Below are 16,014 nucleotides of genomic sequence, written 5' to 3'. Positions count from 1 at the left end.
CGCTTATCCTCCTTTGATTCCTCTGAGTCTTGAAGCGGGGGGCTTACTGCCCGTTAGACTGCGATAAAAACCCCCTTTTCTCCTCTCTTCTTTTCATATTCCAAAAAATAATTCTATCAAACTGTTTAGACAAGTATATTTTTCTCCATAATGGCAAATAAAAGGAGGTTTCCATATAAATGTCTGAACATGAACAAAAACAAGAATCAACCATGTCCCGGAGAAGATTCATCCGCAATTCCGGATTAGTTGCCGGCGGTTTAGTAGGAGGCGGTATTCTTGGCGGCTTAATTGGTGCAAACATGAATAAAGACGGTACAGCAACGGAAGAGAATGCTCATACAAACGGGCATGATCAGGTTGCCTATCAGCAGTCGCCTTTATATTTCACTAATCCCGAGACATTCGGAATCCTGCAGGCAGCCGTTGAGAGAATTTATCCAAAGGATGAAAATGGCCCCGGTGCCAATGATTTGGATGTCCCATTTTTTATCGACCACCAGCTTGCTGGCTCATGGGGCAACAATACAAGGGAATATATGCAGGGTCCGTTTTTTCCAGGGTCGAACTTTCAGGGTTACCAGTCCCCTTTAAAACGGCATGAAGTATTTGATGTCGGACTTGCTGCCCTGCAGACTTACAGCAATGAAAAATTCAAGAAGCCTTTTGCTGAACTGGAGGGCGAACAGCAGGATGAAATTCTTACAGCCTTTGAAGAGGATAAAGTGAAGCTCCGGGGTGTTACTTCAAGAACTTTCTTTAATATTCTCCGGGCCGCCACCATTGAAGGTGTCTATGCAGATCCTGCTTATGCCGGAAACAAAAATATGGAAGGCTGGAAAATGAAAGACTTTCCTGGCCATCAAATGAGCTATATCAATCAGATTGAGTCTGAAAAATTTGTGAAAATTAAACCGAACAGTCTCCATTCATATACGAAATAGTACTATCTTTTAAGGAAGTGTAAAAATGGCGAAAACATTACCAAAAACGGATGCAGTCGTTGTAGGAGTCGGATGGGCCGGCGGAATCATTGCAGCGGAACTGGGGAAACAGGGATTAAAAGTTGTCGGCTTGGAGCGCGGAAAAGAGCGGGGTGTCAAGGACTACTATGTGGTCCATGATGAACTGCGCTATGGAATCCGCTATGAATTAATGCAGGATCTTTCTAAAGAAACGATTACGTTCCGCAATCAGGGGAAGGAACGAGCGCTTCCGATGCGCCAGCTTGGGTCCTTTTTGCTGGGCGAAGGCTTAGGCGGGTCCGGTGTTCACTGGAATGGGCATACTTTCCGCTTTCTCCCTTATGATTTTGAAATCAAGTCACAGACGGTTAAAAAATATGGCGAAGCCAAGATTAAAGGTCTTCAAGTTCAGGATTGGGGCATTACATACGATGAATTGGAGCCTTATTTTTACGAATTTGAAAAGGCGGCAGGTATTGGCGGAGAAGAAGCGGAGCTTGGGCCAAAAAGAGCGGATCCGTTCCCAAACCCTCCAATGAAGGAAACACCCATAACAGCCAGATTTAAAAAGGCAGCAAAATCATTGGGAATGAAGCCTTACCAGATGCCCTCCGGCAATATGAGCGAGGCTTATGAAAACCAATATGGCGCCAAAATGGCCGCATGCCAGTATTGTGCGTTTTGCGAACGCTTCGGCTGTGAATATGGAGCAAAGGCTGATCCGACTGTAGCCGTTATTCCGTTTGCAAAAGAAACGGGCAATGTGGATATCCGGAACTTTGCGAATGTAACGGAAATTATTCACGACGGCAAAAAAGCAACCGGTGTGCGCTATGTGGATGTCCAGACAAAAGAAGAATTCATTCAGCCGGCTGAAATGGTTATTCTGACCAGCTATGTCATGAATAATACCCGCCTCTTGCTGACATCCAAATTGGGGCGCCCATACAATCCTGATACAGGATCAGGGGTGATCGGGAAGAACTACTGCTATCAGATCCTTCCCGGGTCAGCGGGCTTTTTTGATGAAGAGCAATTTAACACATTCATGGGTGCCGGTGCCCTCGGTGCAACGGTGGATGATTACAATGGAGACAATTTTGACCACTCGGATCTCGGCTTTATCCATGGCGGCTCCATCTCTATCAACCAGTCAGGATACCGGCCAATTCAATATAATATGGTTCCGACTGACACACCGAAATGGGGCAGCAAATTCAAGGAGAACTCCATCAAGTATTTCACAAGAGCATTAAGCATTGGCACGCAGGGTGCGTCCATGCCTGTGCAGCACAATTACATGGATCTCGATCCTTCTTATAAAGATGCTTACGGACTTCCCCTGCTTCGTCTGACATATGATTTCACGGAACAGGATAAGAACCTTTATAACTATATTGGAAAAATCACAGACAACATCATGAAGGAAATGGGACCGTCAAAAATTAACGACCGGCAGCAGCTGGAGCATTACGATATCGTCCCTTATCAGACGACACACAATACAGGCGGTGTCATCATGGGGGCTGAGCCTGAAACATCAGCCGTAAACAACTACCTCCAAATGTGGGATGCAGAGAATGTCTTTGTCGTTGGTGCCTCCGCATTCGCTCACAACGGAGGATATAATCCGACAGGAACCGTTGGGGCGCTCGCCTACCGTGCTGCTGAAGGAATCATCAAATACAGCAAAGAAGGCGGACTGCTTGCATAAGAAAATTTAAAATAAGGAGTGAACATCATGGGGCTTTCAAATATCGGGATACCCGGATTGATTATCATCCTGGTTATCACCTTAATTATCTTTGGTCCTAAAAAGCTTCCTGAGATCGGGTCTGCATTTGGAAGGACCTTATCAGAATTCAAAAAATCAGCCAGAGATATTATGAGCGATGATGATGAACCTGATTCAAAAACACGTTCAATTGAAACGGCTGACCGGAAGGATAAACCGCTTTAACAGGAGGGTTTAGAATGAAAACGGACGAACAAACCCTTGTAGAACATTTAACAGACCTGAGAAAAGTGCTGATTCGATCTCTGATTTTCTTTGTTGTCAGCTTTGCCTTATGTCTGTTTTTCATCAACCGGCTGATCCCTATGCTCGCAAACGATCATGAGCTGGTTATGCTTGGACCGCTGGATGTCATTAAGCTGTACACAGGAATTGCAGGAAGCATCAGCCTTGGGCTTTCGCTTCCTTTTATTTCCTATCAGATCTGGCTGTTTGTGAAGCCTGCATTAACGCAAAAAGAAAGCAGAGTATCTCTAATGTTTTTCCCGGCAATTCTTTTCAGCTTTATCGGCGGGCTTGGCTTCGGATTTTTCATTATCTTCCCTGCCATTTATCAGTTTTTAATGCTATTGGGTGAATCACATTTTGCGATGATGATCACGGCCAGGGAGTATTTTTCTTTTCTCCTGATGTCGACCATTCCTTTTGGTTTTTTGTTTGAGGTGCCCTTGCTGTTATTGTTTCTGACAACGATTGGTGTTGTCACCCCAGTTATGCTCAGTTCAATGCGAAAATACGCTTATTTGATCATGGCCGTTGTATCAGCTCTCATCACACCGCCAGACTTATTTTCACAGGTTCTAGTCCTCGTGCCTCTTATCGGGCTGTATGAAATTGGCGTTATTATGTCAAAAGTAAAATTCAGGAAATTAGAAGCTGTTCAGGAAACACCATCCAGTGAAATCTAAAAGAGTTTAATTCTCCTTCTAAAAGGATATTTAATAAGAAAACAATCCTTTGGAGGTCTATTAAAATGAATGAACAAGAACATGTAATCAAACAAGATGGTGAACTGGATTCCAAAAATATTAAAAACGCAATGGACAAGATGTCCAATGAACGAGCAGAAGATATTTTAAGCAGCTTCGATGAATTTAAGAGCTATCTGGCGGAACGAATTGAGCTTGGAAAAAAGCTGGGATTAAATGAGGAACAGCTTGCCGTAACAGCCGAAAAAGTAGCTGGCTACCTCGCTGAAAATGTGGAGCCAAAAAACCGTGAAGAACAGCTGCTGAAGGAGTTATGGAAAGTCGGAGATGATGAAGAAAGGCATAAGCTCGCACATATGCTTGTACGCCTGACAGAGCAGGCATAATAATAGAGCCGGAATTGTTGTTCGTGACAATTCCGGCTTTTACTTTTTAAGATCTCTATACAGGTTTATAAAGTGACTCGGCTCTGACTTTACTTGAAAAGAAAACACACCCCGATTGGTATGAAGATAGAGGAAACCAAATTCGCAGCTGGAATTTCTGTATGACATATCCCAAACTTCATCAAGTAGAAACTTTTCTGATGGCGACAGGATGTGATCCTCAAATAAGTGAAGAAAAAGCTCCTGTTCAATGTATTGCTGCTGATTCCAGTCAATCTTCCTGCTGACTGTAATAAAAGGATGGGAAGCAATGATCCGCACATGAACCTCCATGTTTAAAAAGGATTTGCTTCTATTGAAACATATTGTGGAGTGCGATTCAAACAGCGGCTCCCTTACCCGGTGTATTCCTCACGCAGAATGGCATAGTAGGTCAAATCCACCGGCCTTCCATCTCTTATGGCATGCTGGCGCAAAATCCCTTCCCCGATTTCTCCATAGGGTTTTCATCTATTTGCCTCCTATTATTGTTAATCAGCAATTTTTCTATTTCCAAAAAGAAATTCCTTTATTTTCCCTGCTGATTTTTCAGCTTATTATTTATATCTGATAAATTTATAAATATATCTTGCAACCCTTTTGATATATCTAACATATTTTAAGTTTTATCTAACATATCTTAAGATTTATCTAGCATATTTTAAAGTTTATCCTGCTTCCCACATAATGAAGAAAGCACACCACCTGTGAAGTGGTGTGCCATACCGTTTATTTATTCAACCGTCACAGCCAGCTCCCTGATTAAGAGAGATGGGGAGCCGATGTAGCCTGTGGCCATAAAGCCCAATGAAAATTCCAGGTCTGAACCGATGGCTTCAATTTTATTTAACAGTTCATAGAAGTTTCCGGCAATCGTCATTTGGTTTACGGCATTTTGCACTTTCCCGTCTTTGACATAATAGCCGTTAGCCGCAATGGAAAAGTCCCCTGAGACAGTATTGGCACCGGAATGGAGGCCGGATAATTCGGTTATGATGATGCCCTCTGAGAGCGAAGATACCAGCTCATCATAGCTCTGATCGGATGGATTGACGTAAAGATTCGTTGGAGCGACCGTCAAAGCACCCTTATAAGAAGCTTTATAGGCATTGCCTGTCGATTCCACACCATCTTTTTGTGCTGTTTTGCAATTATGCATCAAGGTAATAAGCCTGCCGTCTTTCACAATATCTTTCCTGGCAGCGGCAACCCCTTCACTGTCAAAATTCGAGCTGAGCAGACCTTCTTCTAAAAATGGATCATCTACTATATTCAATGACGCCACAGCAATGCTTTCACCCGTTTTCCCCTTTAGAGCCGATTGCCCTTTTTGGGTGTTTTCCGCTGAGAAAACCGGGATGTATGTCTGCAGCAGGGCGCCGGCTGCATCGTTTCTCAAGAGCACAGGGTAGTTTTTGCTTTCAGCACTCCTTGCATCCAGCTGTGATAATGCTTCTTCTACTGCATGCCTGGAAATTTCCTCCGGATTCAAGATCGAAAAGTCTCTCGTAAACTTGGAGTATTCGCCATTTTTTACCTGATCTCCCTGCTTTACGATGACTGATACATAAATGCCGGCATGATTGTTCTTTTCGCTGAGGCTCAGGCCTTTGCTGTTGAGAAGGACCCTTTCTGTTTCACCGCTGCGAAGCATAAAATAATCTGTCCCGGTTACCCGCTCATCATAAGCATAGATGTGCTTTTCTATTTCCTTAAGCAAATTTATTTTTTCAGCAATCGTAACTTCCGCAAGACTGCTTGAATAGTAGCTTCCAGCCTCATACTTTTTGCTGCCGGCAAAGATTTCTTCCTGCACTTCATCTTCAATGAATTGAGAGTTTTCCTTCGCATTCTCGATCAGAAAAGACAGGGACTCCTCATCCAGTTTTTCTGTAAAAGCATAGCCCATCCTGCCTTCGTAAAGGCCTCGGAAGGAGGTTCCGAACACTTCGGAAGTGTCGTAGGAATCGATTTCGCCTTTGAAAAGCTCGCAGGCGAACTTTTCCTCTCTCTCATAATAAAGCTCCATATCTGTAAAACCATGCTGCTCTCCAAGAGTAAATAGCTTTTCCTTAAATTCATGCAGATTCATATTATTCGCCCCCTTTTGTTCCGCCAACAGTCATTTCGCTTACGCGGATCATCGGCTGGCCAACATTGACAGGAATGCTTCCGCTCTGTGAACCGCACATGCCAGCACCATGGTCCAGATTATTTCCCACCATATCAACCAGCTGGAGCGTTTTCGGGCCATTCCCTATTAAAGTAGCACCTTTTAACGGTTTGCCGATTTTCCCGTCTTTTACGAGATACGCCTCCATGACGGCGAAGTTGTAATCGCCCGTTGTGGTATTGACCTGGCCGCCGCCCATGTATTTTGTATAAATTCCATACTCTGTATTTGAGACGATTTCTTCCGGAGTGGACTTGCCGTTTGCAATGTACGTATTGGTCATTCTCGAAGTCGGAGCAAAGCGGTACGACTGCCGTCTTCCCGATCCTGTCGACTCCATGCCCATTCTGCGGCCCCCGAATTTATCAATCAAGTAACCTTTTAAAATTCCATTTTCAATCAGGACATTTTTACGCGCCTTTTCGCCTTCATCATCGATCGTAATCGATCCCCACTCATTCGCAATCGTGCCGTCATCAATGTATGTAACGACATCCGAGGCCACTTTTTCACCGATCCGGTTTGCAAAAACAGAGTTTTCCTTTGCTACAGATGTAGCTTCAAGACCATGTCCGCATGCTTCATGGAAAATAACCCCGCCGAATTCATTATCAATGATCACAGGGAACTTCCCGCTTGGACAAGGGTCTGCCCCCAGCATCGTAACGGCAATGCGGGATGCTTCATTGGCATAATGCTCAAGATTCAGATTTTCCATGAACTCAAAGCCTTTATGGGCTCCAGGTCCATAGAATCCAGGCTGCATTTGACTTCCTTCTGCCGCAATCGACTGAATGGCAAGACGGCTTCGCACCCGGCGGTCTTCAACAAATTTACCCTCGGAGTTTGCAATCAGCACATTCTGTTCTTCATCCAAATACCTGACCGTAACCTGCTGGATGCTGCTGTGATAGTTCTTCGCAATTTCGTATGCCTTTTTCATGACATCTACTTTACGAAGCTTCTCCACCTCGCGCGGATTCAGAGATATGTGATGCGCTGCCGGAATAATTTCCTTTTGCAGCTGTACGGGCTGAATGATTTTTTCTCCACTGATTGCCTGGGCAGCATTGCCCGCAGATTTCAGCAAACCTTCCTTTGATCCATCCGTTGTGTAAGCATACACACTCTGCAGCCCCTTAAACACGCGAATGCCGATCCCGTAATCCCGGCCTGATAAGCTGCTCTCAATTTTCCCGCCCTGAAGCGCAAGGTTATTGGTGAAACGATCCTCAACAAATACTTCGGCAAAATCCCCGCCAGTAGCCAGAGCTGCCGTAATAACATCCTGAATGACTGATTGTGAAAGCATAGTGACCCTCCTTCTATCTAACTTTTCAAACTATTCTAATCATACCGTACTGATCTTTATTTTAGTATGGTTTTTTCCTTTTTTGACCAATAAGGAGGATGATTATGCCTCGGTCTGGAGACGTAAATGGGGGAGCTGCTTGTACGTGGGTGGGTCTATTTGCAGGTTCTGGGAATCTATTTGCATTTACCTATCTATTTGCAAGTTTGGCTGGTCTATTTGCAGGTTTCCTCATCTATTTGTAATTTTGGCTGGTCTATTTGCAAGTTCGGGGACTCTATTTGCATTTTACCTATCTATTTGCAGGTTCGGGGACTCTATTTGCATTTTACCTATCTATTTGCAAATTCACCTATTCTATTTGCAAGTCCTCCTCATCTATTTGCAATTTCTCCTGGTCTATTTGCAAGTCCCCTCATCTATTTGCAGATTAAAAAACCAGCACCCCTCCAATCGAGTAGGAGGGGGTGACTAACCCCCGACCTCTCACACCACCGTACGTACCGTTCGGTATACGGCGGTTCAATTAAGTTTGACGTAGAAATTCATATCTTTGATATAGACTTTTGAGCCCTCGATTACTCCAATAAGAGTTATTGAGGGTTTTGTTTAGAACCGGACTAGAGGCTATTCTCCAATATCTCTTTCTGGAGTTTCCCCATTCGTATGCCTTTTGGTCTGGAACACCTAAGCCCTTGAGTTTTCTTACTCTTGTCCCCGGATTCTTCCATTGTTTCCATTCAATCATACGAAGTCTTCTCCTAATCCACTCATCAAATTCTTTAAATTTGCTTGGTGTATCGGCTAATGCAAAATATCCACACCATCCCGTTAGGTATTGATTTAGTTTCTCAATTCTAACTTCCATGGGAATGGATTTGGAACGGGAGGTTAACTCTCGTATTTTAGCTTTAAGCCTTTTAATACTTTCGTTGGCTATTCGAACCTTCGGTTTCTTATTAATCGTAAAGCTAAAGCCAAGGAACTTTCGTTTCCACGGGCGGTCAACCGCTGATTTTTCCCTGTTCACTTTGAGCTTTAGTTTCTGCTCAATAAAACATGTAATCGAGTTCATCACACGTTCTCCAGCTTTCTTCGATTTCATGTAGATATTACAGTCATCGGCGTAGCGGACAAACTTGTGACCTCTCCTTTCTAACTCTTTATCAAGCTTATCCAAAAGGATATTCGAAAGAAGAGGGCTCAGGGGACCTCCTTGTGGTGTTCCTTCTTCTGCATCGTAGACTACACCATTTATCATGATTCCTGCTTGGAGATATTTCCGTATTAATTTCAAGACCAATCTGTCTTGGATTCTGCTTGCCAATATTCCCATCAACTTATCATGATTCACTTTGTCAAAGAACTTCTCCAAGTCCATGTCTATCACCCATCTGAAACCTTCGCTTATATATCCCCTTGCTTTACGAACTGCGTCATGGCCTCTTCGATTTGGCCTGAACCCATAACTATGTTCTGAGAAGGTTGGGTCAAAAAGCGGGGTTAAAACTTGAGCGATAGCCTGTTGAACGAACCGGTCTATCACGGTAGGTATTCCTAGTAACCTTACTCCACCGTTCGGTTTCGGGATTTCGACTCGACGGACTGGGTTAGGCTGATAGGTACCATTCCTTAAAGAGTCACATAGGGTGTCCCAGTTTTCATAGAGATGTCTTCGTAGGGATTTTACGGACATTCCATCTATGCCGTGACTTCCTTTGTTCTTCTCCACACGTTTAAGTGCTTCTATTAAGTTTTCCCGTGACAGAATCAGATCCATTAACATGTGATTTTTCCTTTCGACGTGAACGTAGAAGTCTAATTATGTTGTTCCTGCTCCACCCTCTTGAAGTCCCCTGTGGATTCACCACTTCCTCCTTCAAGTAAGTCCTTTTGGATTGTCTGCTTCTACACAGGAATTATATGCCTAGTTCTCGTTCTTCCTAATTGTTCAGTCCTTCCCTTACCGTCTCGAGTAGGTAAGGTACTATGACCTCTGCTGACTTCTGATTGTTCAGCTATCTATTGCTAGATAGGTTACCAAGTGTACTTGGCATTTCAACCAGACCTCCCCGGGTAAGAGTGCAATCTTTCCCTCCATCTATCTGCTCCATTTACTCTGTACCACCTTCGGCAGTAAGGACTTTGTTTTGTGTGGCAAACTCATCCAATGGTACCTAGCCTTGTATGAAGTTCGTGTTCCTCAGACCGGAGGTTTGCCGCTCGCTTCCTTCAGATTCCGCGTCGCCGCGGACACCCTTGCGTTAAGCTAACCACTACTACTGCCTTCGTGGCTCGGGACTTGCACCCTATAGATTGCACCCATGCCGGGCGCACCACAAAAAAAAGCGCCACCCCAATGGCACTTTTTTACAACACCCCGGAAAACAGCCGGGCGATGGATTCCTTGGATCTTTCCGCCAATCCGCGTTTGTAATATTGGACGGGACTTAATTTCACACTTTCCTCCAGATCCTCTTCATAATGGGCGACAAGATCGCGGATGGAGCTTGTGCCGTATAAAAAGACATTTACTTCAAAGTTCAAGTGGAAGCTGCGCATATCCATGTTCGCCGTTCCTATGGAAGCGAGGATTCCGTCCACGATGATGATTTTCTGATGGAGAAAGCCTTTTTTATAGGAATAAATTTCGACTCCATATCGCAGGAGCTCCGCAAAGTAGGATCGGCTTGCGTATTGCGTCAGGAAGCTGTCATTGATCTCAGGGACCAGGATGCGCACTTCCACTCCTTTAGCCGCCGCCACCCTCAATGCTGTACGAATTGATTCATCAGGGACAAAATAAGGTGTGGCAATCCAAATGGAACGTGTCGCGCAGGAAATCATTGAATAATACAGATCACTCATAATTCCCTGCTGTGTGTCGGGGCCGCTTGCCACCACCTGCACTGCGCCATCAAGCACATCATCATCAATCGGATACTTAACATCCCGGTATTCTTCCAGCACAGCTTCCTTGCTGACATATTCCCAGTCCAACAGAAATACCGTATGCAGTGTGTACACAGCCTCCCCCTTGAGGAGCATATGAGTATCCCGCCAGAAACCGATCTTTTCATTTTCGCCCAGGTATTCAACACCCACATTCAGCCCGCCCACAAAGCCGACTTTCCCATCTATTACAACAATCTTGCGATGGTTTCTGAAGTTGAATTTCTGATTAAAAAATCCGTACTTGAGCGGAGAAAATGGCCGCACTTTAATGCCTGCATCCTCCATGGACTGCAAATCCTCCAATGTAATCCCCATGCTGCCTGCCGCATCAAATATAAACAGTACTTCCACACCCTGTCTGGCTTTGTCGATCAGGATATTGATGATTTCCTTGCCAAGCCTGTCAGACCGGAAAATATAATATTCCATATGGATAAACTCTTCTGCTTCACGCAGCTTTTTCTTGATTTCATTAAATGTCTCGTCGCCATTTTTAAGGATTTTCGCCCGTGAATTGGTGCTCAGCGGGGTCAAGGCCACATTATTGGCGAACTTTGCAAAGCAGTGCTGGCTGTCCTGCAGGAATGAAATATCCGGTGTTTCTTCCCTTTTCATCAGCCTTTTCCATTCATCTCTGTCCCGGCTTCTTTTGCTTTTAAATAAATAGCCCTTCAAATATAGCTGCCCGGAAAACAAGTAAAACAGATAACCCGCAACCGGAAAAAACACCAGCACATACATCCACAGCAAGGTCTGGTTAGGGCTGCGATTCTCGAGCATCAGGGAAATAGCGCTGATAAATATAACAGCTGCATAAAGCAGGGCAGCACAGATTTTAATGGGGGAGGCGGCATCCGTGAAAAATATCATATACACTGATGCAATCAGGATAAATACAAATAAGGATTCCACTCTTCTTTTTTTCATAGGCCACTTCTCCTAAAAAGGTTACAATATGTATGTTTTCCTTATACCCTTTTTGATGCCCTATAGAAACCAGGCAACCTTAGCTTTTCCCATTTTCAGGTTATGAAAGCATGATTGGGAAAAAAAGAAGAGCCTTGCTGATATCGCAATGGCTATTGTCCCCCTCCGTTATAATGATTATCACCCATCGTATAATTCGAGCTCTCCCCCGGTTTTTCACTTGGGCTGATCCCTTTTTGCATTGTATTGTTTATCTTCTTTCTTCTGCGGTCAATGCAATAGGCGAAAACCAGAGTCGCAATAATTAAACCAAACAGCACTCCCATTCTGCTTCCCCCTTTTTATATGTATATTCAATATGCGTGAACCATTCCTTACAATTCAGCCTAAAAAAAAGAGAGCTACTTCATAGCTCCCTCCCAAATTTACTTCCTCATATTCTCCTGGTCCTTCAATCGATTTTGCTGATCCGGCTTACGCTCCTGATCTTTTAACGACTGTTCTTGCTGCTGCCGGGAATCCTGCCCTTTTACAATCTCTTTTAAATCCTTGTTGTTATCCTGAGTCATACTGATCCCTCCTGTACTTTTTTATCCTGTTCCCTTATCACAGCAAAGAAAAACAATTTTGCTAAAGGATTTCGTCACAGTAAAGAGAATCTAAGGATTAGGAAAAAATAAAGGAGTGAACCTGATGGAAATTAGGCTTCTGCGCCCGAATGATGCTGAAATATACAAAGAGTTAAGATTAGAGGGATTAAAAAAGAATCCGGAAGCATTTGGTTCAAGCTATGAGGAGGAAGCAGGGAGGCCTCCTGAAGTGTATGGAGAAAGATTTCTGGCAGAAAACTCCTTTCACTACGGCGCATTTGAAGACGGGAAGCTTATAGGTGTTGTCAGTCTAGTGAGAGATACCGGGTTAAAAGTGAAGCACCGCACCAATATATATGCGATGTACGTGACAGAGTCCGCCCGAAAGAATGGTATCGGCAAGAGCCTTGTCAGCAAGGCTGTGGAAAAAGCCCGCTCATGGGACGGGGTGGAACAAATCCACCTGGCCGTCATGTCTGAAAATATACCTGCTAAAAAGCTTTATGCATCTTTCGGCTTCGAGGTTTACGGCAAGGAGAGGCATGCACTGAAGATTGATGGCAAGTACTATGATGAGGACCTGATGGCATTGTTTTTATAATATAAGAGGCAGCTTCCCCGCAGGATAAAAAGAATAGCACCTTATCAGCAAGGTGCTATTCCCATAAACTCTATTTTCTTTTCCCTTTCCCTTTCAAATCAACGCCAATGGCAGCTCCATTGCGGCTGGAGTCTGCTACACCTTTGAAAATACCTTTATCCCGGTCAATCAGAATACTTTGGACGTTTCCAATTGTGGTCGGACTCGGACCGAAATTATGCCCCATTCCGTTTAGCCTATTAATAGCTTCTGACGGAATGCCTTCCTCATAGCGGTAGGAGTTCAGGTTATTGGTATAGATCCGCGGTTCCTCAACTGCTGCTTTTAGCTCCATATCAAATTCAATCGCATAAAGTATGGTCTGCAGTACTGATGTAATAATCGTTGGGCCGCCTGGTGAACCGACTGTCAGGACAGGCTCTCCATCTTCAAAGACAATCGTCGGTGTCATCGAACTTAAAGGACGCTTATTCGGCTGGACTTCATTTGCCCCGCCTGGCACGGCATCAAAATCTGTCAGCTCATTATTCAGCATCAAACCGTACCCTGGAACCATGATTCCTGTTCCGAATACCTGTTCAATCGTTGTCGTATAAGACACAACATTTCCCCATCTGTCCGTTACAGAAAAGTGGGTAGTCTCACCGTATTGACGGTCATTCGGCTGTTCAGCTGCCTCATAATTGGCTTGACTGTCCTCATATTTCCATGGATCGCCTGCTTCAGGATTTGGATTCACTTCATTCAGGCTGATCAGTTCCTGGCGCTCTTTAATGTAATCCGGGTGAAGTAGCCCATTGACTGGAACATTCACAAACTCCGGATCCCCTGCATAGACGGCGCGGTCTGCATAGGCAAGATGCATAGTCTCAGCAAGCAAGTGATATTTTTCCCAGGATTTTAAATCATATTGTGATAGATTGAAGTCATCCAAGATCTTCAGCATCTGCAGCAAAAATACTCCGCCGGAGCTTGGAGGCGGCATGCTCGCAATTTCATAACCCTGATAGTCTCCCCAAACAGGCTGGTCAATGGTTACTTCATACTTTGCCAGATCTTCAGGTGTCATCGATCCTCCGTATTCCTGAACCACACCTGCAAGAGCGTCTGCTATTTTCCCGTTATAAAACGCATCAGTTCCGCCAGAACGAATCATTTTAAGCGTTTTGGCAAGATCTTTCTGTACTAGACGGTCCCCTTCTTCAAGAGGTTCACCCTTAGGCAAAAACACTTTGCCGGCAGCCGTTCTGTCCAGCTTGTCCTGATTATCGGCAATCGCATCGGCTAATACAGAATCAATCGGAAAGCCTTTATCTGCCAGCTTGATCGCAGGACCGATCAGCTGCTGCATGGGGCGTGTTCCCCATTTTTCAAGAGCAGTTTCCAGCCCTTTCAATGTGCCGGGCACACCGACAGCCGTACCGCCAGTTGATCGCTCCGCAAATGGAATCGGATCTCCGTCTTCATCCAGGAACATATCCGGTGTGGCTCCGGCCGGGGCACGTTCGCGGCTGTTAATGATGGTAGTTTCTTTCGTTTTTCCATCATAGACCATCATGAAGCCTCCGCCGCCAATTCCGGACATCATCGGTTCCACCACATTGAGGGCAAACTGGACCGCGACAGCCGCATCGATGGCATTACCGCCCTTTTTCAAAACATCTGCCCCAATTTTTGAGGCAAGCGGATGAGCTGAAGCCACCATTCCATCCCTGCCTACATCAACCTGGCTATATCCGCCATAGCCATCATCATGCTTTGGTTTTTTCGCCTGCCCGGTTAACGGCATGGTTCCGGCAACCAGTAAAATACTTAAAAGCATGAGAATACTAGCTTTTAAAAATCTTTTCATAATCTTCCTCCTTCAGTATGGTTCTACACGTCTAACTTAAGAGGAAGGAAAAGGATAATCAAGAAATAAGAGTTAATATTCTGAAAGTTAAGTCTATTTTACTAGATGTTGGTGTGTAAAAAGGTGGAATTATTCTTCCGGATGGGAAAATATGAGGGAGCAGTTTTTAATCGGGGAGAAACATTTTCAGGCGCTCCCCCCGATATTCTGTTATAGGTTTTGTTATCTACCAGGGCAGGTCTGCACCATATGTCTTTGCTCTGGCTTCACTGTCCTTTCTCCGCTTTTTGCGGAATTCCGCCCGTTCTTTTGCTGTTTCATATAAGCTCTTTTCTTCGTCTGTCTCAGGCACGACTGCCGGCACCGGAGCAGGCTTTCCATTCTCGTCAACCGCAACCATTGTCAAAAAGGACATCGCACACACATTTCGATCGCCCGTCAGCAGGTCTTCTGCAATTACTTTTACGAAAATCTCCATAGAAGTCCGGCCTGTATAGGTCACAAACGCCTCCAGGCAGACTGAATTGCCTTCATAAACCGGATGAAGAAAGTCAACAGAGTCTGTAGATGCGGTTACGACATTTCTTCTTCCATGCCTCATCGCCGCGATGGCTGCCACATCATCAATATAAGCCATTAGCTTGCCGCCGAATAATGTTCCATATGTATTCGTGTCCGGCGGAAGCACGATGCTTGTTTTTACCGTAAAAGATTCTCTGCATGTTTTTGTTTCATTCATGTTGTTCCCTCCTGTTTTAATAAAGCATATCAAAAGCTGATGGCTAATAAAAATAATTTGGATAAATTTTAAAAAAATATTGCCAAAAATATCCTCTATATCATATAATCTTATTGACCAGTGTTCAATAACGAAAGGTGATTCCATGAGCCCAAGAAAATCAGCCCAAGACGAACTGACAAAAGAAGCAATTATTTCTGTAGCACGTGATCTGTTTGTTCAGGAAGGATATGCCGCAGCATCCATGAGAAAAATTGCGGACACCCTTCAGTGCAGCCACGGTGCCATCTATTATCATTTCAAAAATAAAGCCCAATTATTTTACGAAATGGTTGAAGCCGATTTTCAAAAGCTCGACCAGGTCCTCGACAGTGTGCTGAAAGAATCTGCAGATACCAATGAACAGAAGCTTTTCAACATTTTTTACCGTTATATTCAATTTGGCCTGACCCATCAAAAGCATTATGAGCTGATGTTTTTAATTCGGGATGAGGATGTGAAAAGCTATCTGAATGATGGACCGAATAAAAGCTACCTGCATTTTGCGCAAGCGATTAATTCACTTGCTCCAAAAGCGCTTTCCATAAAGGATATTTGGTCAGTATTTTTAAGCTTGCACGGGTTTGTCACGCATTATTGCAGATCGGAAACGACATTTGAAGAAGTGAAGGAACTCGCCTCTTCACATGCGCAATTTTTAATAAAAGCCATTTATTAAAGAAATGACTTCGCATTTCTTTAATTTTTCCCT

17 protein-coding genes are annotated in these 16,014 nt (G+C 44.2%); 8 read left to right on the top strand and 9 right to left on the bottom strand.

All coding sequences use genetic code 11. The annotated features are described in order from the left end of the window. The first annotated feature begins 179 nt into the window (after positions 1–179). The 5 genes from CHI10_RS11185 to CHI10_RS11165 all read left to right on the top strand — a co-directional run bounded on the left by CHI10_RS11185 (position 180) and on the right by CHI10_RS11165 (position 4,075). Positions 180–944 (top strand): gluconate 2-dehydrogenase subunit 3 family protein, encoded by a 765-nt coding sequence (locus CHI10_RS11185; protein WP_048010514.1) that lies wholly within the window; start codon positions 180–182, stop codon positions 942–944. Between the two features lie 25 nt (positions 945–969). After that, positions 970–2,679 carry a GMC family oxidoreductase gene (locus tag CHI10_RS11180; RefSeq protein ID WP_095244371.1) on the top strand — a complete coding sequence of 570 codons (1,710 nt, stop codon included), beginning with the start codon at positions 970–972 and terminating at the stop codon, positions 2,677–2,679. A 27-nt stretch (positions 2,680–2,706) separates the two neighbouring features. Continuing rightward, positions 2,707–2,925 carry a twin-arginine translocase TatA/TatE family subunit gene (tatA, locus tag CHI10_RS11175; protein ID WP_095244370.1) on the top strand — a complete coding sequence of 73 codons (219 nt, stop codon included), beginning with the start codon at positions 2,707–2,709 and terminating at the stop codon, positions 2,923–2,925. Between the two features lie 14 nt (positions 2,926–2,939). Next, positions 2,940–3,668 (top strand): twin-arginine translocase subunit TatC, encoded by a 729-nt coding sequence (gene tatC / locus CHI10_RS11170; protein WP_095244369.1) that lies wholly within the window; start codon positions 2,940–2,942, stop codon positions 3,666–3,668. Between the two features lie 65 nt (positions 3,669–3,733). Continuing rightward, entirely contained in the window at positions 3,734–4,075 is a 342-nt protein-coding gene (locus CHI10_RS11165) for a DUF3243 domain-containing protein (RefSeq protein WP_095244368.1), read from the top strand. A gap of 39 nt (positions 4,076–4,114) precedes the next feature. On the opposite strand, the gene CHI10_RS11160 is transcribed toward CHI10_RS11165, so the two are convergent. The 3 genes from CHI10_RS11160 to CHI10_RS11145 all read right to left on the bottom strand — a co-directional run bounded on the left by CHI10_RS11160 (position 4,115) and on the right by CHI10_RS11145 (position 7,599). Beyond that, positions 4,115–4,396: a hypothetical protein gene (locus tag CHI10_RS11160; protein WP_095244367.1), complete on the bottom strand. Its 282-nt coding sequence runs from the start codon at positions 4,394–4,396 to the stop codon at positions 4,115–4,117. 451 nt (positions 4,397–4,847) lie between these two features. Further along, entirely contained in the window at positions 4,848–6,206 is a 1,359-nt protein-coding gene (locus tag CHI10_RS11150) for a TldD/PmbA family protein (RefSeq protein WP_095244366.1), read from the bottom strand. A gap of 1 nt (position 6,207) precedes the next feature. Continuing rightward, positions 6,208–7,599: a TldD/PmbA family protein gene (locus CHI10_RS11145; protein WP_095244365.1), complete on the bottom strand. Its 1,392-nt coding sequence runs from the start codon at positions 7,597–7,599 to the stop codon at positions 6,208–6,210. 104 nt (positions 7,600–7,703) lie between these two features. On the opposite strand from CHI10_RS11145, the gene CHI10_RS22350 reads away from it, so the two are divergent. Next, positions 7,704–7,844, top strand: a complete 141-nt coding sequence (locus tag CHI10_RS22350) for a hypothetical protein (RefSeq protein ID WP_179289013.1) — start codon at positions 7,704–7,706, stop codon at positions 7,842–7,844. Positions 7,845–8,125: 281 nt separating this feature from the next. On the opposite strand, the gene ltrA is transcribed toward CHI10_RS22350, so the two are convergent. The 4 genes from ltrA to CHI10_RS22340 form a co-directional block, all read right to left on the bottom strand. Then, complete coding sequence (ltrA, locus tag CHI10_RS11140; protein WP_095244364.1) at positions 8,126–9,385, bottom strand: group II intron reverse transcriptase/maturase; 1,260 nt, start codon at positions 9,383–9,385, stop codon at positions 8,126–8,128. A gap of 584 nt (positions 9,386–9,969) precedes the next feature. Then, positions 9,970–11,481: a cardiolipin synthase gene (gene cls / locus CHI10_RS11130; RefSeq protein WP_095244362.1), complete on the bottom strand. Its 1,512-nt coding sequence runs from the start codon at positions 11,479–11,481 to the stop codon at positions 9,970–9,972. A 152-nt stretch (positions 11,482–11,633) separates the two neighbouring features. Then, positions 11,634–11,807 (bottom strand): hypothetical protein, encoded by a 174-nt coding sequence (locus tag CHI10_RS22345; protein ID WP_179289012.1) that lies wholly within the window; start codon positions 11,805–11,807, stop codon positions 11,634–11,636. A gap of 99 nt (positions 11,808–11,906) precedes the next feature. After that, the gene (locus tag CHI10_RS22340) at positions 11,907–12,050 is read right to left on the bottom strand and encodes a hypothetical protein (RefSeq protein ID WP_175609173.1); all 144 of its coding nucleotides are present in this window, start codon (positions 12,048–12,050) and stop codon (positions 11,907–11,909) included. A 124-nt stretch (positions 12,051–12,174) separates the two neighbouring features. Here CHI10_RS22340 and CHI10_RS11125 point away from each other — a divergent pair, with 124 nt between their 5' ends. Continuing rightward, on the top strand, positions 12,175–12,672 hold the full coding sequence (locus tag CHI10_RS11125) for a GNAT family N-acetyltransferase (RefSeq protein WP_095244361.1): 498 nt from the start codon (positions 12,175–12,177) through the stop codon (positions 12,670–12,672). Positions 12,673–12,742: 70 nt separating this feature from the next. On the opposite strand, the gene ggt is transcribed toward CHI10_RS11125, so the two are convergent. Both ggt and CHI10_RS11115 read right to left on the bottom strand, forming a co-directional pair. Continuing rightward, positions 12,743–14,524: a gamma-glutamyltransferase gene (ggt, locus tag CHI10_RS11120; RefSeq protein WP_095244360.1), complete on the bottom strand. Its 1,782-nt coding sequence runs from the start codon at positions 14,522–14,524 to the stop codon at positions 12,743–12,745. Between the two features lie 226 nt (positions 14,525–14,750). Then, positions 14,751–15,263: an acyl-CoA thioesterase gene (locus CHI10_RS11115; RefSeq protein ID WP_076262791.1), complete on the bottom strand. Its 513-nt coding sequence runs from the start codon at positions 15,261–15,263 to the stop codon at positions 14,751–14,753. Positions 15,264–15,408: 145 nt separating this feature from the next. Between CHI10_RS11115 and CHI10_RS11110 the strand changes: the two genes are divergently transcribed. After that, on the top strand, positions 15,409–15,981 hold the full coding sequence (locus CHI10_RS11110; RefSeq protein ID WP_095244359.1) for a TetR/AcrR family transcriptional regulator: 573 nt from the start codon (positions 15,409–15,411) through the stop codon (positions 15,979–15,981). The last annotated feature ends 33 nt before the right edge of the window (positions 15,982–16,014 follow it).

The organism is Bacillus sp. 7894-2 (assembly GCF_002272225.1).
In the GTDB taxonomy this organism is placed as follows: domain Bacteria; phylum Bacillota; class Bacilli; order Bacillales; family Cytobacillaceae; genus Cytobacillus.
Note: the sequence above shows the minus strand (reverse complement) of the source record. Positions and strands in the feature narration are given on the sequence as shown.